Below are 19433 nucleotides of genomic sequence, written 5' to 3'. Positions count from 1 at the left end.
ACTCTCATGCTTCATACTAACAACCCTACCATTAAACATAAAGCCAGTTTGTTGAACCTGGCTGAAGAACTTAACAATGTGTCGAAAACTTGCAAGATGATAGGCATATCCCGCGATACTTTTTATCGCTATCAGGAACTCGTCGAAGAAGGAGGAGTCGAAGCGTTAGTTAATCGCAGCCCTAACCTCAAAAATAGGATCGATGCAACAACAGAACAAGCGGTTATCGATTATGCCATTGAGTTCCCTGCTCACAACCAGCACCGGACCAGTAACGAATTACGTAAGAAAAGCATTTTTATCTCGTATAGGTTGCGTTTTATTTATTTCGTCAAAACAGGCTACCCAGTGACGGATTTCACACCGTATGAGAAGATAATGACCTAATCGGGGATAAATATGTTTTCTAGCTGCGCGCTCTTGCGAGTTCTTCATCTGCTCTTTTTGCGCGTGCATAGTGCACTAACCAATATTCCAGAGCATCTTTGACAGTCACCGGTTTTAAAGTTTCTTCTATTCTCAATTCCAACTCCATCCTTGGATCAAAACCTTCAGCGAGCCACCTTCTGCACTGTCCACGTTTTTCTCTTGCCACTTTTAGTGACATATCAGGGTAACGACCTAAAGTGGGGCGCTCCAAGCGACTACCACGTCCACCTCAGCGATATACAAATACCCAACTTAACTGTCCACTTTTGAAAACCTTAATGCTCAACCCTTCACCAGCAGCAATCATAGCCGGAGAATCCCTTTTAACACCTAGCAATGCTTTTAGTTTTTTGTCACTGAGTTGTTTGTCCGTGCCATTCATTACCTCAACATAGTGTCTCTGTCTGAGTGATACACCGTTCATTGTAACAATCAAAAAAGAGACATTAACACTAAAATACAAAATTAGGCTATCATTTTGATATGGAAGGATAAAAAAGGAGAAAACTGAAAGCATCTAATAGTATAAAAACACGATGTTTTATGCTTCTACAGTATGTTTCATTATAAATTTAACCAGTTGTTTTTAATGAATAAGTATATGAAAATCAATAAAGGATTATAACCAGTTGAGATGCCAATTAATATGTCATTATTCTAACGATGAAATCTCGCTTCATCAACCATTCCAACATAAACTTTTCTCGACTTTAAAGTAATTAACAGCAACAGACCACTTTCAATTGATTCCAAAAGAAGGCTTTCAATAGCACTATTAGATGCAATTTCTTTAAAAATATCATTGCGCTTTTCAGGATTTCTAAAATCTTTCTCTGCGTTATAGGATGCACTGATACTGATCAACACGGTAAAACTTAAGATGAAAAAAGAAAAAATACTCATCCCCACTAACCGAGAGTTGAATAAATCATGAGCAAAAGTAAAAGGGATATATTTTGCACCAAAATATACAGGGATGTTCAGTAGCATCATAACAGCAAAGATTAAACAACTCAGTGTTAAAGCCAGACAAAAACCTGCGATAAGAAAAAAGCCACCTTGTCGTGCTACTTCAAAGTAAGCGTTCCAACCAATGGCTTTATTTTGCTTAAATCTAGAGGGTAGATGACTATTTGTATAAACATAACCACATACTAAAACAACAATAACCACAGCTGCCCACATTGATAGTTATCCCTCTTTTTTAGTACTCAACCACTCAACGTTTAAAGCGAAAGCCCGCTGAACATCAGGATTACAACGATTCAGAGTAACCGTTCCAGAACGATTAATGATGAACTTTTCATCTTTCTGATCAGCATCAGAACAAGTTTCTTTATGTGCGCCAACGAGGCGTGCCATCACCCTTTCCGGAGAAACAAGAGCATATCCCATCTTCTTGAAAAAACTAGACATTTCACCGCTCCTTCACTGAGTAACAAACAAACAACTGTATCATAGTCTAATACCTGCGGTAATCACTGACAATACTTTGTTGTGTCCATTTACTGCTGATTAAGCATCTATCAACACCAGTTCATAGTAGAAGCAATTGCGTATAACCTTTGTTCTATCATGTACATCCTATAACAATAATTCATTGAAAAGACTACATAACTACGGACTATAAGGCACAGTGAGGCCAACTCTGATAAACCAAACCAGAGTCAATCTGTTAACAAAATTATTTACTCACAGTAAAACCTAGCATCATACCGGTATCTTCATGTTCTAGTAGATGACAATGCGCCATAAATGGATGTTTCACTCCCGCAGTATGCTTGAACTGAACCAGCACTTCGCTCTCTTTACCTTCCACATGAACAATGTCTTTCCAACCACTGCGGTGAGCAGCAGGCTTGCAGCCATTTTCACTCAAAATACGAAAACGGGCGCCGTGGATATGGAACGGATGCAGCATCATATCGCCAACGCCCGAAATCACCCAACGCTCATATTGCCCCTGCTTCACATCAAAAGCGGGTTCTGTTATGGAGAAAGCCTGTCCATTGATGGTGTTCGCATGATGGAGATTTAATTCACCACCATGATGCATATCTCCGTGGCTCATATTGCCATGATGCATTCCCATCCCCGCCATAGCTTGCTCACCATAGCGCTGAGACAATATCATCATCCCCTGCATATCCAGACGACTGTCCATCGCCAGATGTAAACGACGCCGATTCAAACCGGTAAAAGAAGGCAATGCAGGAAGCGTGGCAAGCTGCTCCGACAATATTGTTCGGCTAGAAAAAAGCTGAGGTCGAATGCGTAAAACTGGCAGTGGCTGATCAAATGGCGGTAATGTCATTCCCATCTGAACCACAGGTAACGTCACCAGATCGAAAGATTTGCCATCCGAAGCATCTATCACCACCTCAAAACGCTCTCCCGCCAGAATCGGTAACTCATTAACCGCAACCGGTTCTGCTAGCAAACCACCGTCGCTGGCAACAACATACAATTGACGACCATCACTGGTCGCAATATTGAGGCTACGAGCATTACAACCATTTAGCAAACGCAGACGTAACCAGCCGCGAGGTGCTGTATGTTGGGGTAAAACAACACCGTTGGTCAGCATCATATCGCCAAACCAACCAACAGCCGCACTCATTACATCCAACTGATAATCAATCTGCCCCTCGTTATTCAAGCGTCTATCCTGCAATATCACCGGAATATCATCCACGCCCCACCGGTTTGGTAAACCCGTATTAATACTGTTCTCATCTTCAATCAATACTAATCCACCAAGCCCCATTGCAACCTGATAACCCGTCTTGCCATGCGTATGCGGATGGAACCAACAAGTCGCTTCCGGTTGTTCAGGCGTAAAACTGACCGTCCGGCTCCCTCCTGGCGCAATCATCGCATGCGGGCCACCATCGACTTCCCCAGTAATCTCCAGACCATGCCAATGAACCGTGGTCTCCTCCGGTAGATGATTACGAATATCAATAATGACAGGTTTACCTGACGTCAATTTCAGTGCCGGACCGAGTAAATCACCGTTGTAACCCCAAGTTTTAGTCACCGTTCCTGCTTTAAAACTGGATTTTCCCGCTTTGATTTCAATAGCAATTTTACCTGTCGCATCTGGCTCTAGTTGTGGAGGGATAGGTAATGCCGGATAAGATTCAGCAAAGGAGAAACGGCTCCATACAGGCAACATACTGGATAGACCCATAACGGCACTTAATCTGATAAAATCACGTCGCTGCATATTCACTCCCGGTTAAATCAACCAAAAAACAGATAAAAAAACATCTCATAAAGGAAACATAAGGGCTACCCTTACAGGAAGGTCAAGCGAAGGGAATGTGATTTAAGTCGATCTTTACAGTAATTTTAAAAAATAAATTTTTCCTAACAAAGATATTAATATGTTAACGTAATATGACACTGGTTGATTATAATAATACAAATGCGAAAATTAGCTCTCTTGACTTACATACTCGTTCTTTTCGGTCTTTCCCACCCCGCAAAAGCGCTGACAGAAAGTGAAGCTGAAGATCTGGCCGATCTGACGGCGGTGTTTATCTACCTGAAATATGACTGTGGTTACAGCCAAATTCCTGACCGGGAAATTAAACGAGCCATTATTTATTTTGCTCAACGCAATAAGTGGGATTTAACTAATTACAACAGCCAATTGATGGACAAGCTCAATGAAGAAAGCTACCAAGATCTCAAAGGAATTTACCTGTCCAATGCGATAAAGTGCCATGCTCTCGCCAGAGATTCGCTGAGTTTATTCGCCTACGTTAAATAGTGCTTTTCCTCATCCCCCTAAAGGGGTAAATTTCACCGTGCAACTATGAGAATTGTTGGCTATTATGTGCGCCAATTTTCATGACTATCACAGTGGAGGAAAAGCCGGGATATGTCACAAAAAGAAACTTGGTACGAAACCCTGCACGCCAATTTTGGTCAATATTTTTCCGTCGATAAAGTGCTTTATCACGATAAAACTGAGCATCAAGATTTGATCATCTTTGAAAACGCGGCATTAGGCCGCATTATGGCGCTGGATGGCACAGTACAAACAACTGAACGTGATGAATTTATCTACCACGAAATGATGTCTCATGTTCCTTTGTTCGCCCACGGGAACGCCAAACGAGTACTGATTATCGGCGGTGGTGATGGCGGTATGTTACGTGAAGTCTGTCGTCATCAATACCTTGAAAGCATCACTATGGTTGAAATCGATGCCAACGTAGTTGAATTCTGCCGTCAGTATCTGCCTAACCATAATGCCGGAGCTTATGATGATCCACGCTTCAATCTGATCATTGACGATGGTGTTAATTTCGTTAATACCACTGCTCAGAAATTCGATGTCATTATCTCTGACTGCACAGATCCGATCGGGCCTGGTGAAGGATTATTTACCTCTGAATTCTATCAAGGTTGCCAACGTTGTCTGAATGAAGGTGGCATCTTTGTTGCTCAGAACGGTGTTTGTTTCCTGCAACAGGATGAAGCAGTCACCAGCCATAAAAAATTGAGTAACTATTTTGCTGATAGCGGTTTCTATCAAGCTGCCATTCCAACCTATTATGGCGGAATAATGACCTTTGCCTGGGCAAGCCAGAACCCGGCACTACGCCATGTGGATCTGGCAACGTTGCAACAGCGCTTTAACAACGCAGGTTTTACCTGCCGTTACTATAATCCAGCCGTTCATGCCGGTAGCTTTGCCTTACCACAATATCTGTTGGATGCACTATCCGAAAACCCATAATCACCCATTAGCCAGGAGGTGAAATAAATTGCACAAGCTGAAATTGCACGGTTTTAATAACCTGACAAAAAGCCTGAGTTTTTGTATTTACGATATCTGTTACGCAAAAAGCCAAGCTGATCGGGATAGTTATATCGCTTATATTGACGAACAATATAACGCTAACCGTTTAACGGAAATTCTTAGCGAAACGTGTTCGATCATTGGTGCAAATATTTTGAATATCGCCCGTCAGGACTATGATCCACAAGGGGCAAGCGTTACCATACTCGTCAGCGAAGAGCCGATGGACCCAAAGGATGTAGACAATACTGAAAATCCGGGTCCGTTACCCGATTCCGTCGTTGCCCATTTGGATAAGAGCCATATCTGTGTTCACACTTATCCAGAGAGCCATCCCGGCGGCGGCATATGCACTTTCAGAGCTGATATTGAAGTATCAACCTGCGGTGTTATTTCACCTCTCAAGGCGCTGAATTATCTGATCCACAAATTAGAATCAGATATTGTCACGATGGATTACCGCGTCCGTGGTTTCACCAGAGATGTGAATGGCGTGAAGCACTATATCGATCACGAAATCAGTTCTATTCAGAATTATATGACCGAAGAAGTGCAATCACAGTATTACATGATGGATGTTAATATTTATCAGGAAAATCTATTTCATACAAAAATGATGCTAAAAAGATTTGACCTGAATGATTACCTATTCAATGCCACACCAGAACAACTGAGTGAAACTGAAAAGCAGGAAATTACCCATCTTTTGAAAAAAGAGATACAAGAAATCTATTACGGCCGTAATTTACCCGCTATTTAACTTTCACTATACCCTATGGATTTCAAGATGCATCGCGACGGCAAGGGAGTGAATCCCCAGGAGCATAGGAAACTATGTGACTGGGGTGAGCGAGTGCAGCCAACAAAGAGGCAACTTGAAAGATGACGGGTATAACTTATTATTTAACTGGCAGATACCCATATTTACAAGTATCTGCCAGATCAATTTCTAACTGTATTAACACATTATCCCAATTTACATGACTAATGCAGTACTCATTGTAATTTCAGCACCATAAATGGTTTTAATATAATTAAGGGCATCTTCTTGATCGACACCGGGAAAAACACACACAGCATCTGACAAGACTTTGATTCGATAACCGCGTATAAACGCGCCATAAGCGGCATGTCTGACACAACAATGCGTATGTTGGCCGGTTAACACCACTTCCGTCACACCATATGCTTTAAAAACCTCTTCCAGATCGGTTCCATCGAAAGCCCCATAAAATCGCTTGGGCAAAACAATTTCACGATCTGCGCCAACAGGAGCCAATGCTTCAATGACATTAGCACCTGATGTTCCGGCCATTGCATGTCTGCCCCAGATGCTCATTTCTCGATCATCAGCGCGATGAGCGTCATTAGCATAAACCACCAGCCAATCACGATGGCCCCGAGCATGATCAATCAGCCGCTTGATTACCGGTACGATCTTCATCGCATCCGCCTCATTGGCGAGTGCTCCTGTGACAAAATCGTTTAACATATCGATCACGATCAACGCTTTCATTAGTTTTGTCCTTTAAATGGATTCTTAAAAAAATAATCACTGCCCCGAATAAAGTCGTTTATTCAGGGCAGTTTAATAACACTGTGATTATTTCGATGGGGTCAAAGAAAAGGTTAGTGTCTCTAACGGTTGAAGGGTAATCAACGCCGTTTTATTGATAAACTTCGGCAGCGAGTTGTTCTCGCCATAATCGATATTAACGTCATATACCGAAGGCTGATTATCCGGTAATTCAAGATCGCTTTGCAGATCCAGATAATATTGTTTCACTTCATCAGCAGGATTGCGCAAAGTAATAATCGACTTTTTCGGACTCCAGGCTCCCCAACCATACACCGCTAGATCGGTGGGATCTTTACCAATCCAATGGGTATCAAACAGAACATCTTTATTTTTCTCTGACCATTTCGCCGCGTTTGCCAGCATATCCCAATCCTCGGTGGTCAACAGTTCAGGCGTAACATACATTTCCTGTAACTGAGTGCCGCTGCCAAAATAGCTCCAAACCTGATCGGCAAAATCTTTAGGTGACTGTTTATCCAGATGCTTAGCCTGTTTAGCATAAACAATGCCATGCAGCATCAATGAATTCAGTGGGAACAGCGGCCCCTTTCTGACGACATTACGATAAGTTTCCGCATCACGATAGGTAAGCCACTGCTGCACTTTGGAACCTGTACCGAGAAACTCCACATCATAGCCACCACGCCAAATAGAATCGGCGAAAAATAGCCAGGAAGGCGTGGCTTTGGTGCCGGTGGTCAAATTGATAAACAACTCATTGCCTGTATTGCGCATATCTTCAATAAGATGGATAGCGGCATCAAAATCACTGGTGAATGAACTCCCTTTAATCACACGATCAGCATTGCCGGTACCGTCCAGCTTAAACATGGATACATTTTGTTGTTGAACCAAGTTGAGCACCCGCTTATGGAAATTGGCGTAATAATTAGGGCCTGAAAGCGCAAATCTGCCATCTATCACTTCATAACCAAACTCCTCCGCATGAGAAACACGTTGCTCACCCGGTTTACCATAACCGCCCCAAGGAGAAAGCCAAATACCTAAACGAGCACGATATTGATCTGCTTCTTTTTTAAGATTTTTAAACTCATGGGGAAATGCCTCACTAAACCCCCAATCTCCTTTGAGATTATCCCAACCATCATCAAACAGATAACCACTCAACTTCACACCGCGCTTAGTCACCAACTCCTGCCCAAACTGATTGATACGGGTCAACGCCTCTTGTTCGGTATAAGGCGTGAAGTAACCAATATCGTACCAAGAGTTGTAATGTAGGTAAGGACTATATTCACGCGGACGAGCATTGTTCAAAAACTCATTGACGTTGCGCCGCAATTGCCCCGCCTGATAAACACCAACATACGTCTTATAACTTAACGTTTTCCCCGGCTCTAACGGGATAGAGAGCGCAATTTTTTGCGAAGCACTCCCTTTATACGCCTCAGTGGTAATCAATGGATTACCGGGGACAATAAAGAAGCTATCGCTGACAATCGGTGAACTGACGATAGAACCGTGAACAAAAGGGGTTTTAGTGCGAAATGGCATCAACGAGACAGAGCTGAGCTCCAACGCATTTTCCTGCGGTGTAATCGTGATTTCAAACGAGCCGTACTTATCTTTATCCTCCACAGTAATAATATTTCTTACCTGAATGTCGCCATGTTTCAGGGAGACAACAATACGATTGTGCTTTTTGCTGATATCAGTAATCTGAAAATCTTTAGCTGTGAGCTTTTCTCCTGATTTCAACGTGATTTCAAACAGATTATCAATGATAATTTGATCATGGCTTTTTGGATTTTCAAATTTTAATTGCGTCACTTTACCGTGTTCGTCGCTAACCGTTACATGGTAATTGTTACCGTCCAACAGCCAGCTATCTGCCCAGACTGGAGTGTTATACAACATGGAACTCGCTAATAAACTCAACGTAATTTTATTTAACGTTCTTATTTTCACAGCAGTTTCCTTATAGTCAGAATGAAAAAACAGAACCGTCACGAATACAGCTTGCCTGCACTGCCACAAATCCGGATCTTTTCTTCTACTACTGCCTGCATAGCCTGTTTTCCCGGCGCGATATATTTACGTGGATCATTCGCATCTGGATGCTGGATGAAATAGCGCTTTACCGCATCAGCAAAAGCAATTTTCAGATCGGTCGCCACATTGACTTTACATACACCAAGACCAATCGCCTGCTGTATCATCACTTCAGGAATACCCGATGCCCCATGTAGCACCAACGGAATATCCACCTGTTCACAGATTGCCGCTAGTCGATCAAAATCCAAATGCGGTTCACCATGATACAAACCATGCGCAGAACCAATCGCTACCGCCAGAGAATCAATACCGGTACGGGCAACAAAGGCTTTTGCTGCCAGCGGATCGGTAAAAAAACTATCGGCACTGGAAACCTGCAAATCATCTTCCTGCCCGCCTAGCCGCCCCAATTCCGCCTCAACGCTAACATCGTAACGATGGCAAAATCGTACCACCTCAGCTACCTTACGAATATTCTCTTCAAAGGGTAAATGCGAGCCATCAATCATTACCGAGCGCACACCTGCGGTCACTTTATGACTGATATCCTCCAGTTCCTCATGATGATCGAGATGCAACGCCAGCGGCAGATTGTGGCGACGAGCAGCATCCTGACAGATTGACACGAGGTAGTCAGTCCCCGCATAACTGAAAGTACTCGGCGTACCTGCCAGAATAACCGGTGATGCCAGACGCGCGGCAGTTTCCGCCACCACCTGGACAGTTTCCAGATTATGGACGTTAAAAGCAGGAACCGCATAGCCTTCACGCAGGGCCTTTTTCAACATTTGACGACTGGAAATCAGGTACATATAAGCTCCTCAAATGCCATCCAGATTCGGGCTGTCATACCCTCGTTTCTGCTGTTCGTGCCACAGGCTGGTTAATCCCCGCCGCCCACACTCCAGCGCCATATCACGAAATGTTTCCAACGTCATACCTTCACGGTCTAACATCATCTCTACCGCTAATTGCATATTGGTACCGGCAATAACTTCATAACATGGATTAGCGATTGCCAGTTGTGCCGCCTGCCGAAACGGTGATCCACCCAGTAAGTCACTGAGAATAATGATACCCTCACCACTATTACAGGCGGTGCAGGCCGCCTCCAACGACACCAATAATTGTTGCGTACTGATTCCCTCAGGAAAATCGACAGCACAGCACTGCGGTTGTCGTCCGACGACTTGTTCCACTGCCTGTAACAATCCACTGGCGAAATGCCCATGACCGGTGATTACAATACCTAACATTCCCTCTCCTCAGTGCCGTTTATTAAAGAAAACCCACAAACTTCCCTACAATACCGATCACCACCGTCAAACCAATTAACTTGACCGGGGAAAATCCTTTTTTCATCAACCAAAACACCAGCAAAGTGAAACCCAACGGCAATAAATTAGGCATCAGTTTGTCCAGCACATCCTTCTGCAACGCCACACTGGCCTTACCGGCGTTTATCACCACCGGCGTCGAGAGATGAACATAGGAAGCGACCAACGCCCCGATTACCGTCATTCCCACGATTGAAGCAGCATGGGAGATCTTTTTGGTATGCTTTTTCAACAATGCTAACGCACTGGTTCCTGCACGATAGCCATAATGCGCTAAACCAAAACGCAAGCCGAAATGTACGATGTTGAACAACAACAGGAATATGATGGGACCAAACAGGCTGCCCTGTAGCGCCAGAGAGGCCCCGATACCTGCGCAGATGGGTAACAGAGTCAACCAGAACAATGCATCGCCAATCCCCCCTAGCGGCCCCATCAGCGCCACTTTCACTGCACGAATAGTAGAAATTTTCTCTTTATTTCGCTCCATTGCCAGCACCAACCCAGACAGGAAGGTGACATCAAACGGATGTACATTGATAAACTCCATATGCATCTTCATCGAATTCGCCAGATCTTGCGGATGCTGGTGGATCTTACGCAGACCGGGGATCAAGGTGTACAACCAGCCTCCTGCCTGCATACGCTCATAGTTAAATGACGCCTGTAGCAACAAAGAGCGCCACGCCATACGATTCAAATCGCCTTTGGTCAGATCGTCACTCGGTATCGTGTCCTGATAGTCATCCTGCTCAACCTGACTGGTTGCCAGCGCCTGCGCCATCCTGTTCTCAGCTTTAGCTGCCATAGCCGCATCGGTGTCGTTAAATGCCATCTTCCATCTCCTGAGATTGAGTGTGAGATTGAGTAGTAGATACGCTGCGTTCAGCGGCCTCTTCCATACGGGAACGGTTAAAGAAATCGATCAATGCAATCGCAAAAGCGCCAAGCGCTACGGCAATAATCGGCATCTTAAGGAATGTGACTGAAATGAAACCCAAAATGAAATAAGCGATATAGGTCTTTTTCATCATGATCTTCATCAGCATGGAAAAACCGATGGCAGGCATCATGCCACCCGCAACCGCCAGACCATCCAACAACCATTTCGGCGCTTTCTGTACCATGACGCTAGCAGCATCAGCACCGAAATAGACCGGCAGAAATGCCACGATAAAGTAGAAACAAAACAGAATGGTGATACCCAGATAATTCACACGCTCCACACCGCGCCAGTTCAACGCTTTCACCATCTGATCGCATTTATGCATCATGGGTGAAAACAGGGTAAACAGCAGGGTGATGCAGCCTTGCACCGCAATGGCAAACGGCACCGCGATACCAATCGCTACCTTAGGATCAGCATGAGTCAAAATGGCAAATGCTGTCCCAATCACGCCACCAATCACCACATTTGGCGGCTGAGCACCTGCCAGTGGTACCATGCCCATCCAGACCAGCTCCAGTGTCCCCCCGACCAGCAAACCCGTCTGTACATCCCCTAAAATCAGCCCAACCAACGGCCCAATCACCACTGGACGATGAAAATGAGTCAACCCATCGAACAGATCCACCCCGGCCAATCCAGCCAGTAACCCAATCAATATCGCATCAATCAGCATAACTCCCCCCTCAAACCAGTAATTTGGCGATAGGTTCTCCCGCTTCATCCGGCACTCGCCGAATTTCGCAAGTGACGCCCAGTTGCTCCAGCTCACGAAACACCACCACGTCGCTGTCATCAACCGAAACCGTCTTATGGATTTGACGCTTTCCCTCAGCAAAATGCATATTGCCCACGTTAACAAATCGGATCGGTACACCGCCTTTTACTAACGTCAGTACATCCTGCGGCGTTTTACAGACGATAAAAATTTTCTGGCGCTCAGCCGCTTTATGAATGACATCGATGGTTTTTTGCAAGGTGAAATAACGCGTCTGAACCCCATCAGAAACCACCATGTCCATCAGATTTTGCTGCATCAAATCACCGGCAACATGATCGTTAGCCACCAATACCAAATTGGCTCCCAGTGAATTGGTCCAGGTCACACCGACTTGACCATGCACCAACCGGTTATCAATTCGGGTCATTAAAATATTCGGTATCGACATAATCACTCCTGCTACATTTTATTCTTTGTGAATACGGTGGATGATAAGGATAAATTTCCACCCCCTTCACCACGCGGTTGACTTCCCCTGTCGGACATGGATTGTCTGGCGTTATGCCCAGAGCCAGCGAGGTTTCAAACGCTAACATCTGCAAAAATATCAAATAGGGGAACAACAGCCAGATATCGTTTTGTTCACTGTTCATCACCGTGAACCCTTTCCCCTGTGTGCCACTCAGTGCAACCATTTGACACGCCAATCCGTCATGATTCAGTTCATGCCACAGATCGAGATCATAACGACGACGATACTGATCAGCAGAGAGCATCATGACCACCAGCGTATCCCGTTCGATCATAAACTTCGGCCCATGACGCACCCCCATTGACGAGTCGTAACGGGTCGTGACATGCCCGGCAGTCAGCTCCAGCATCTTGAGCGCCCCCTCCTCCGCTATCCCAGTAAAACAACTGGAGCCCAGACACATCATGCGTTTAAAACCACTACGGGCCAGCCGCTTAATCTGTGTCTGCCACGGTTCCCTTTCCCGCTCACACAACGCAATCATCGCCATCAACGGCTCATCACACTGTTCCAACGTCAACGGCCCTAGCAGCAGCACGGTTGCTAACGTCATACAACTAAAACTGGACGTCATAGCAAAACCTTGGTCATGAGAACCTTGGGGCATCTTCAACGAACAGACGTGAGCGCGCCCTTCGGCATAACGCGCTAACGCACCGCCAGGATTACAGGTCAGCATCAGGTGATAACAGCGTGACAGGAGCTGATCCGCCAGTTTTACCGCCGCCACGCTCTCAGGACTATTACCCGATCGCCCATAAGAAATCAGCAATGTCGGACGCGTTGGATCGAGATATTGCAAAGGAGAAGGCACAATGTCCGTGGTGCTGTACGCGACCACATTCAGTCCACACTGCTCACGCAACCAAGGCGCCAATGTGCGCCCGATAAACGCGGAGGAACCTGCACCACACAGCACTATCTGTAATTCTGGATCAGACAACAAAGGCTGCAAAAAGGGTCGCCACAACGCTTCCTCGCGTTGCAGATTTTGATATAACTGACGCCAAAGCTCAGGCTGTTGATGAATCTCTCTGGCAGTATGCAACGCATGGTGCTCACGCAACCAAACTTCGGTATAGGAAAACAGCTCATTCATGCTAAAACCCCTTGTACCCCGAACTCACAAGCCTGCGCATAGCTCAAAAGCACAGAACGAATCTTATCCAACACCCATGAGTGTGGGTCATTATCCAACCTTCCAGCATTAACGGCCTGCGCCTGCTCCGGCAGATACTGACTCAGCAGTGAAAAGGAAACCGGGCGACAACGCAGGTTATCCATCAAGGTATTCACTGCCTGTTGTACCTGCGGATGCGGCCAATAGTAACGAATGCGATCACTCAAACTGTATTGACGATCAATAAACTGTTGATGCGGTGTACCGTGATAATAGCGATTCCAGTGCTCCGGCTGCTCAAGCATGACCTGTTCTAACGTGGCACACAGATGAGCCGCGTCCTGTTCCCCATTCCATTCACCATCGATTTTATCGAGTGCGAAAAGCACCTCACGTAAAGCAAAAGTCAAAGCCGGGCCGACTTTCAGAATGGCAAAATGATCACGTACCAACTCACGGTAAGCTTGCACCGTTTGATAATCAGTGGAATGAGCTTCATAGACTAAATAGGGTTGAGATTCGATATATTGACTCAGTGCCGCTGCACGATCAGGTTGATAATGCTCAATATGATGGTGATCGAACTCCACCCCCGGTTGCACCACCAGCGCAATCACCCGCGGCCATACCGGTTCCAATCCAGCCAATTGCCAGGCTTGTTGATGTACACTCAACGTGGTAGCTGCGGCCTGAGGCGTCGTGACGTGCATTCCAGCCAATGCTTCTTTCGCCCCGCCCGGTACCGGCACTTCGGTACCTATCACATAAACCGGCGGTTCTCCCCCCACCTGCTGCCAACAACGTTCCGCCACCTGACACAAACGAGCTGCACGTACCGCAACCTCTTTGTCGCCAAGCGGCGTTGGATCATCCAAACAGGACATTGAACAATCGAGATGTATCTTACGAAACCCCGCCGCCACATAATCGTGTATCAACGTTTCAGCCAGTTTCATTGCCTGTTCAGCGGGAAGATCCTGCCAAGCATTGGGTCCAAGATGATCGCCCCCTAGCCAGACACGATCACGCGGTAAACCAATGCGATCGGCCTGTTGCCAAACTGCATCCCGGAATTGAGCAGGTTGCATCCCGGTATAACCACCAAACTGATTGACTTGATTAGAGGTTGCTTCAATCAGGACTGAGGTCTTACGCTCTTTAGCGACGCGCAAAGCACTTTCCAATACCCAGGGATGAGCGGAACAGACCGAATAGATCCCCACGGCTTCACCTGATTTGTGACGACGGATAAGTTGTAATAGTGACTGCATGGTGCCTCCCATGCGGGCAAAAATCTCGGTAAGAACTATTCGTCGGCAATAATCACATCCACGCCGAGTTCAATTAATGCCCGCCTGTAGTTATCGGGGATCCGACTGTCAGTAATCAGCCGATGAATCTGTCCAGCCTGACGGATCAGGCAAAAACTTCTGCGCCCAAATTTACTGGCATCGGCCACCGCGATAATTTCATGCGCCACCTCACACATTACGCGATTAAGATGGGCTTCACCGGCGTGTGGCGTGGTTATCCCTGCTTCCAGATCAAAACCATCGACGCCAAGAAATAGGGTGTCAAAGCGATATTGACGCAATTGCTGTTCCGCCGCCGGACCATAAAGCGAGTAGGAGTTCTGACGCACACTCCCGCCAAGCACCATCACCTCCATCCGGTCAAACCCCGCCAGTTCATAGGCGATATTCAACGCGTTAGTCATGACGACCAGATCACGCCGCTCTTTAAGAAATGGCACGATTTGCGTAGTCGTCGAGCCGGAATCAAGGATCAGGGCATCACCGTCCTGAACAAACTGCGCCGCTCTGGCCGCAATGCGCGATTTTACATCACGATTGATTCGGCCTTTATCTTGCAAAGGACGATCAAAGGCGAATTGCTGATTCAACATGGCACCGCCATAGGAACGCAATGCACAACCTTTTTGTTCCAGATAACGCAGGTCATTACGGATAGTGACGCTGGAAACCCCAAAACGGGTGCTCAAATGTTCAACACGCACGCTACCCTCATGGCACAGCAAGTCGATAATCTGTTCACGTCTTTTTACGGTATCCACGGCCATTCCGTCATACTCCTCAGATTTTCAGCAACAAATTTATGTCGCCTGTGATGAATTGCTTTCCCTCTCTTTCGATTTAATTACAGCAAAAGCAACTAAACGAAATTGTGATCGCTATTACAGTCTATTATATAGCCAAAAACCGACATAAAAGGTTTCGATTGGAAACAAAGTGAAAGAAAATATTAAATTCTCTGGTTACTGACTCTTTACCAAAAAATCAGTTTTCATCCACATTTTGGGTAACAATTGATATCAAGAAACGAAAGCCCTTGGTTTTCAATCCGCAACCGCAAAGTTTTATTTTGCTAGGTGATAGAGATCACAAATTTTGTGATTGGATGTACAAATCCTGATAAAATCCAGGCCTGAAAGTTCTCACTGTAATTAAGGACATGCCACAAATGACAAAACGATTCTCGGTGCTGACTGGCGGGCTGCTGCTTGCCACTTCTCTTGGCGCTCAGGCCTCGAATACCCCCGATCAGACCCGTCTGGCAAATACTGTTGATAAGACCATACACTCCTTGATGCAGGAATATGACATTCCAGGAATGGCAATTGCGGTGACTTTCCGCGGTCAACATTTTTTCTATCAATACGGTGACGCGTCAAAAGAGAGCAACACGCCGGTCACCAAAGAGACAATCTTTGAATTAGGTTCGGTCAGCAAAACCTTTACCGGCAGCCTGATTTCTTGGGCGCAAGTGACGGGAGCCATTTCCCTCTCCGATAAGGCCAGCCAGCATTTTCAACCGCTTGCAGGCAGCGCCTTTGACAACATAAACCTGCTGAATATTGCCACCTATACCGCGGGCGGCCTGCCGTTACAATTCCCTGATGAGATCGACAGCAATAGCAAAATGGTGGACTGGTTTCAGCACTGGCAGCCAAAGTACACGCCCGGAACCTACCGCCAGTACGCCAATCCCAGTATTGGCCTGGCCGGTTATATCGTTGCCCAACGCCTTGAAAAGCCTTACTCAATACTGATGGAAAACCAGATCCTGTCACCGCTTGGTCTGCGCCATACCTGGTTTAACGTGCCCGCGCAGGAGATGAAAAATTATGCATTGGGTTATTCAAAAGAGAATAAACCGATCCGCATCAACCCCGGCGTGCTGGATGAGGAAGCCTATGGTCTGAAAACCAGTGCACAGGAGCTAATCAGCTTCGTAGATGCGAATATCGATCCTTCCCGCCTAAGTGACAGCAAGTTGGCACAGGCTATTCGGGCAACCCATACCGGTTATTACCGGGTAGGGGAGATGACGCAAGGGTTGGGCTGGGAGCTTTATCACTGGCCCGTTACCCTTGAGCAGGTACTGAGCGGCAACTCGGCGCAGATCGCTTATCAGGCCAACAAAACCACGGAACTAGCGCCACCAGAGCCGCCAACGGATGCGCTTTTTATCAATAAAACCGGTTCCACCAATGGCTTCGGCACGTATGTTGCGTTTGTGCCGCAAGAGCAAATGGGTATTGTGCTGCTGGCCAACAAAAATTATCCCAATGAGGCACGCATCAAAGCGGCCTGGCAAATCCTCAAGGCGCTGAAATAAGGTGCAATTGCGTTAAATACAGTTGTCTATTTGGCAGCAACAGCGCTTCCTGCAGGAAGCGCTGGCCTGACATATCGAGTCGTTAAGCCATTTAGGGGACGCAGCTCATTTTAAAGGAGAAGCAGAGATGCTATTCCCCCCTGAGTCAAAAATGTTAGTGGAAAAGGTTTTGAATCACGGTGATAAAGAATTTGATTCCCACTTTTCAAATCTGAAACTAACAGATGATGCGTCAGCAGACACCACAAGGATTAAAAGGATTATTAATGTAAAAATGCTGAACGAATAAAACCACTCGCCCAGAAAACGGAATTTCAGGGCGCTAAATTTTATGTGAAAACAGAGATATACCCTATGGATTTCAAATTGCATCGCGACGGCAAGGGAGCGAATCCCCGGGAGCATAGCAAACTATGTGACCGGGGTGAGTGAATGCAGCCAACAAAGAGGCAACTTGAAAGATGACGGGTATATTAAAGATTTTATATAAAAGACGGATTTAACTATAAGTACAATTTTTTAAAAGGATGTTAATTTTATTTAATTGAAGCTCATTAATCATTAAAAATGTGAGATCTCTCCCTAGCTAGCCGAGGCAGAGGAAATGGTGAAAATTAAAAAAAGTAAGCTGATGCCAAAACAGGAACATATTCACACTTTTGCCGAAATTGATGTTAAAGCAATACGCGAAGCAACTGGTTTGAAACAACAGGAGTTTGCCATATACCCTAAATTTTTCGATTGAAAAGGAGCGATTGAGCGATTTATTAATTAAAGAATTCAATATGAAAAATCGGAATTGAGAACGATTAATGAGCCATTTCATGTGATATTTATCACATTTTTTATGTCCATATGATAAATATCGTGATCTTGTGGTCATAATATTTAGAGAGCGAAATTCTCTGTTATTTGTCTCCACTCCATCCTACTCAGCTGGACGCGGTCTATTGTTCTCTCTAACGCCACGTATTAAATGATGGCTATTTTACGCTGTCATTTTTTTACCGCGGAACAGACCGGCGCTATTTAAAAGAGCTGCATGTCATGGCTCGTTTAATAGCCTCTTGCGTTATCCCCGTTGCAGGATAATGGTTCAATTATGTAGGGTTTCAAATATGGATGGATTAGTTTTCACCTGCCGAATTGGCACACTGCCCCAAACCACCTTTCAGGTAGCGCAATTTACCTTGCAGGAAGAGCTGTCGCAGCTTTATCGCCTGACGTTAAAGGTGGTGAGCTCACGTGATGATATTCCCCTGAATGAACAACTGGGCAGAAGAAAATCTGCAACTGCGTTCACCGGAAGCAACCCCCAAGCCGAAGCAAACCTTATACCGTGCCAGCGGTAACACGCCGGTAGAGTATGTGATGGAATTTATGGAGATATAAGTATGGCAATATCCAACAACGGCAAGATGTGCCCGGCTGTCACATCAATCACTTGTACGATGGAAATAGGGGTTTTTCCCGCCGATGAAGATCCCTGTTATCTGGCGGAAAAAGCCGAGTATGCTCTGCGCCTGCCAGCAATGATTATCACCAAACTGGGGGCTATTCGCTTTCTTAATCAAGTCATTATGAGTGGGTTGATTAAGGTTGAAGAACTTAAACATGACTTTTTATGGCCTTATAAAGCAGAAGTGGTGTTTGCTATCCGAGGAGAGCAGGATGTCCCCTTACCCATGCTGGCAACCAGTCAAGACTCTAAGCAACGTTATGGTGATAATTTACCGCAATCCAGTAATCCGTTTGCCCGGCCTTCTGCCGACGACGCGGAGAAATTTGGTGTTGTTAGTATCCGTCGGCCCGATATTATTCTGGTTAAAGATGAAACTATCCGCTGGCCGGGCAGAAATGCCACTTACTTTGACGGTTCCATGCACCCTGATAACCTAAAGATGTTAATTGAGGTGAAATTTCCGGGGGATGATCTCTCTGACGATCAAGAAATAGATTATATCCAAATTGCGACCGAAGACCGCTTTGGGGTGATGCGTATCATCGATAACCGTACAGAAGAGCAAAAACAGTATGATGAAGCGTGGCGAAAACATTATCAACCCGGTTCCCAACATTATAAAAATCCGATCCCACTGGCTCCGCTGCCGTCCGGTTCGCCTCCTGATGATGAAGCTTTACCCATCCCTCCCGCAGAGGGTGTGCCGGGGACTATTCCGCAACCCTTGACAAAAAATCCACCGCTTCTCAGCACTTCCCGCTGGTCGTTTTTACCCAGCTATGAAGACTGGGTTGTCCTCGGGCAGGAGGTGGCGGGTCTGGCCGAAAATGGGTTGA

At 45.8% G+C, this 19433-nt stretch carries 21 protein-coding genes and 2 pseudogenes; 8 read left to right on the top strand and 15 right to left on the bottom strand.

All coding sequences use genetic code 11. The annotated features are described in order from the left end of the window. Positions 1-6 precede the first annotated feature (6 nt). A pseudogene (locus tag SLS51_RS13595) lies at positions 7-306 on the top strand (helix-turn-helix domain-containing protein); the annotation flags it as partial. A gap of 100 nt (positions 307-406) precedes the next feature. Here SLS51_RS13595 and SLS51_RS13590 read toward each other — a convergent pair. From SLS51_RS13590 to cueO, 5 genes are all read right to left on the bottom strand, one after another. Then, positions 407-640: an Arm DNA-binding domain-containing protein gene (locus tag SLS51_RS13590; protein ID WP_323839268.1), complete on the bottom strand. Its 234-nt coding sequence runs from the start codon at positions 638-640 to the stop codon at positions 407-409. 18 nt (positions 641-658) lie between these two features. After that, a complete protein-coding gene (locus SLS51_RS13585) occupies positions 659-853 on the bottom strand; it encodes a hypothetical protein (RefSeq protein WP_323839266.1) in 195 nt (64 codons plus the stop codon). 233 nt (positions 854-1086) lie between these two features. Next, positions 1087-1614: a hypothetical protein gene (locus SLS51_RS13580; protein ID WP_323839264.1), complete on the bottom strand. Its 528-nt coding sequence runs from the start codon at positions 1612-1614 to the stop codon at positions 1087-1089. 6 nt (positions 1615-1620) lie between these two features. Further along, complete coding sequence (locus SLS51_RS13575) at positions 1621-1845, bottom strand: hypothetical protein (RefSeq protein WP_323839262.1); 225 nt, start codon at positions 1843-1845, stop codon at positions 1621-1623. A 268-nt stretch (positions 1846-2113) separates the two neighbouring features. After that, positions 2114-3658 (bottom strand): multicopper oxidase CueO, encoded by a 1545-nt coding sequence (gene cueO / locus SLS51_RS13570; RefSeq protein ID WP_323839260.1) that lies wholly within the window; start codon positions 3656-3658, stop codon positions 2114-2116. Between the two features lie 201 nt (positions 3659-3859). On the opposite strand from cueO, the gene SLS51_RS13565 reads away from it, so the two are divergent. The 3 genes from SLS51_RS13565 to speD all read left to right on the top strand — a co-directional run bounded on the left by SLS51_RS13565 (position 3860) and on the right by speD (position 6005). Then, on the top strand, positions 3860-4207 hold the full coding sequence (locus SLS51_RS13565; protein WP_323839259.1) for a YacC family pilotin-like protein: 348 nt from the start codon (positions 3860-3862) through the stop codon (positions 4205-4207). A gap of 111 nt (positions 4208-4318) precedes the next feature. Continuing rightward, entirely contained in the window at positions 4319-5182 is an 864-nt protein-coding gene (gene speE / locus SLS51_RS13560; protein WP_323839257.1) for a polyamine aminopropyltransferase, read from the top strand. 28 nt (positions 5183-5210) lie between these two features. Continuing rightward, complete coding sequence (gene speD / locus SLS51_RS13555; protein ID WP_323839255.1) at positions 5211-6005, top strand: adenosylmethionine decarboxylase; 795 nt, start codon at positions 5211-5213, stop codon at positions 6003-6005. Between the two features lie 216 nt (positions 6006-6221). Here the strand turns inward: speD and SLS51_RS13550 are convergent, their stop codons facing one another. The 10 genes from SLS51_RS13550 to agaR form a co-directional block, all read right to left on the bottom strand. Next, a complete protein-coding gene (locus SLS51_RS13550; RefSeq protein ID WP_323839253.1) occupies positions 6222-6761 on the bottom strand; it encodes a cysteine hydrolase family protein in 540 nt (179 codons plus the stop codon). Between the two features lie 87 nt (positions 6762-6848). After that, positions 6849-8753, bottom strand: coding sequence for an enterotoxin (locus tag SLS51_RS13545; protein WP_323839251.1), 1905 nt, complete (start codon positions 8751-8753; stop codon positions 6849-6851). Positions 8754-8791: 38 nt separating this feature from the next. Beyond that, positions 8792-9652 (bottom strand): tagatose bisphosphate family class II aldolase, encoded by an 861-nt coding sequence (locus SLS51_RS13540; protein ID WP_046973959.1) that lies wholly within the window; start codon positions 9650-9652, stop codon positions 8792-8794. A gap of 9 nt (positions 9653-9661) precedes the next feature. Then, positions 9662-10096, bottom strand: a complete 435-nt coding sequence (agaF, locus tag SLS51_RS13535) for a PTS galactosamine/N-acetylgalactosamine transporter subunit IIA (protein ID WP_323839246.1) — start codon at positions 10094-10096, stop codon at positions 9662-9664. Between the two features lie 22 nt (positions 10097-10118). Beyond that, positions 10119-11012 (bottom strand): PTS system mannose/fructose/sorbose family transporter subunit IID, encoded by an 894-nt coding sequence (locus SLS51_RS13530; protein WP_323839244.1) that lies wholly within the window; start codon positions 11010-11012, stop codon positions 10119-10121. Then, positions 11002-11799, bottom strand: a complete 798-nt coding sequence (agaW, locus tag SLS51_RS13525) for a PTS N-acetylgalactosamine transporter subunit IIC (protein ID WP_323839324.1) — start codon at positions 11797-11799, stop codon at positions 11002-11004. The genes SLS51_RS13530 and agaW overlap by 11 nt, the downstream gene beginning before the upstream one ends. 10 nt (positions 11800-11809) lie before the next feature. Beyond that, entirely contained in the window at positions 11810-12292 is a 483-nt protein-coding gene (gene agaV, locus SLS51_RS13520) for a PTS N-acetylgalactosamine transporter subunit IIB (protein WP_011145207.1), read from the bottom strand. Then, complete coding sequence (locus tag SLS51_RS13515) at positions 12258-13475, bottom strand: AgaS family sugar isomerase (protein ID WP_323839241.1); 1218 nt, start codon at positions 13473-13475, stop codon at positions 12258-12260. Before SLS51_RS13515 ends, agaV begins: the two co-directional genes overlap by 35 nt. Beyond that, entirely contained in the window at positions 13472-14767 is a 1296-nt protein-coding gene (locus SLS51_RS13510; protein ID WP_323839239.1) for a D-tagatose-bisphosphate aldolase, class II, non-catalytic subunit, read from the bottom strand. The genes SLS51_RS13515 and SLS51_RS13510 overlap by 4 nt, the downstream gene beginning before the upstream one ends. A 35-nt stretch (positions 14768-14802) precedes the next feature. Then, positions 14803-15576: a transcriptional repressor AgaR gene (agaR, locus tag SLS51_RS13505; RefSeq protein WP_323839238.1), complete on the bottom strand. Its 774-nt coding sequence runs from the start codon at positions 15574-15576 to the stop codon at positions 14803-14805. A gap of 401 nt (positions 15577-15977) precedes the next feature. On the opposite strand from agaR, the gene ampC reads away from it, so the two are divergent. From ampC to SLS51_RS13485, 4 genes and pseudogenes are all read left to right on the top strand, one after another. Further along, positions 15978-17135 (top strand): class C beta-lactamase, encoded by a 1158-nt coding sequence (gene ampC / locus SLS51_RS13500; protein ID WP_323839236.1) that lies wholly within the window; start codon positions 15978-15980, stop codon positions 17133-17135. Between the two features lie 604 nt (positions 17136-17739). Further along, positions 17740-17856, top strand: a pseudogene (locus tag SLS51_RS13495) (helix-turn-helix domain-containing protein); the annotation flags it as partial. Between the two features lie 542 nt (positions 17857-18398). Further along, positions 18399-18527, top strand: coding sequence for a hypothetical protein (locus tag SLS51_RS13490; protein ID WP_323839234.1), 129 nt, complete (start codon positions 18399-18401; stop codon positions 18525-18527). Positions 18528-18529: 2 nt separating this feature from the next. Further along, on the top strand, positions 18530-19433 hold a 904-nt coding region (locus tag SLS51_RS13485; protein WP_323839232.1), incomplete at its 3' end, for a VRR-NUC domain-containing protein.

The organism is Photorhabdus africana, assembly GCF_035181445.1.
GTDB classification, from domain to species: Bacteria; Pseudomonadota; Gammaproteobacteria; order Enterobacterales; family Enterobacteriaceae; genus Photorhabdus; species Photorhabdus laumondii.
This window is presented reverse-complemented; position numbering and strand designations above follow the sequence as displayed.

Coding starts and splice junctions, on each gene's coding strand:
- agaW (WP_323839324.1), bottom strand. CDS start 11,799: ATGCTGATTGATGCGATATTGATTGGGTTACTGGCTGGATTGGCCGGG.
- SLS51_RS13580 (WP_323839264.1), bottom strand. CDS start 1,614: ATGTGGGCAGCTGTGGTTATTGTTGTTTTAGTATGTGGTTATGTTTAT.
- SLS51_RS13530 (WP_323839244.1), bottom strand. CDS start 11,012: ATGGCATTTAACGACACCGATGCGGCTATGGCAGCTAAAGCTGAGAAC.
- cueO (WP_323839260.1), bottom strand. CDS start 3,658: ATGCAGCGACGTGATTTTATCAGATTAAGTGCCGTTATGGGTCTATCC.
- agaR (WP_323839238.1), bottom strand. CDS start 15,576: ATGGCCGTGGATACCGTAAAAAGACGTGAACAGATTATCGACTTGCTG.
- SLS51_RS13565 (WP_323839259.1), top strand. CDS start 3,860: ATGCGAAAATTAGCTCTCTTGACTTACATACTCGTTCTTTTCGGTCTT.
- SLS51_RS13540 (WP_046973959.1), bottom strand. CDS start 9,652: ATGTACCTGATTTCCAGTCGTCAAATGTTGAAAAAGGCCCTGCGTGAA.
- SLS51_RS13490 (WP_323839234.1), top strand. CDS start 18,399: ATGAACAACTGGGCAGAAGAAAATCTGCAACTGCGTTCACCGGAAGCA.
- SLS51_RS13510 (WP_323839239.1), bottom strand. CDS start 14,767: ATGCAGTCACTATTACAACTTATCCGTCGTCACAAATCAGGTGAAGCC.
- agaF (WP_323839246.1), bottom strand. CDS start 10,096: ATGTTAGGTATTGTAATCACCGGTCATGGGCATTTCGCCAGTGGATTG.
- speE (WP_323839257.1), top strand. CDS start 4,319: ATGTCACAAAAAGAAACTTGGTACGAAACCCTGCACGCCAATTTTGGT.
- SLS51_RS13585 (WP_323839266.1), bottom strand. CDS start 853: ATGAACGGTGTATCACTCAGACAGAGACACTATGTTGAGGTAATGAAT.
- agaV (WP_011145207.1), bottom strand. CDS start 12,292: ATGTCGATACCGAATATTTTAATGACCCGAATTGATAACCGGTTGGTG.
- SLS51_RS13515 (WP_323839241.1), bottom strand. CDS start 13,475: ATGAATGAGCTGTTTTCCTATACCGAAGTTTGGTTGCGTGAGCACCAT.
- SLS51_RS13575 (WP_323839262.1), bottom strand. CDS start 1,845: ATGTCTAGTTTTTTCAAGAAGATGGGATATGCTCTTGTTTCTCCGGAA.
- SLS51_RS13550 (WP_323839253.1), bottom strand. CDS start 6,761: ATGAAAGCGTTGATCGTGATCGATATGTTAAACGATTTTGTCACAGGA.
- ampC (WP_323839236.1), top strand. CDS start 15,978: ATGACAAAACGATTCTCGGTGCTGACTGGCGGGCTGCTGCTTGCCACT.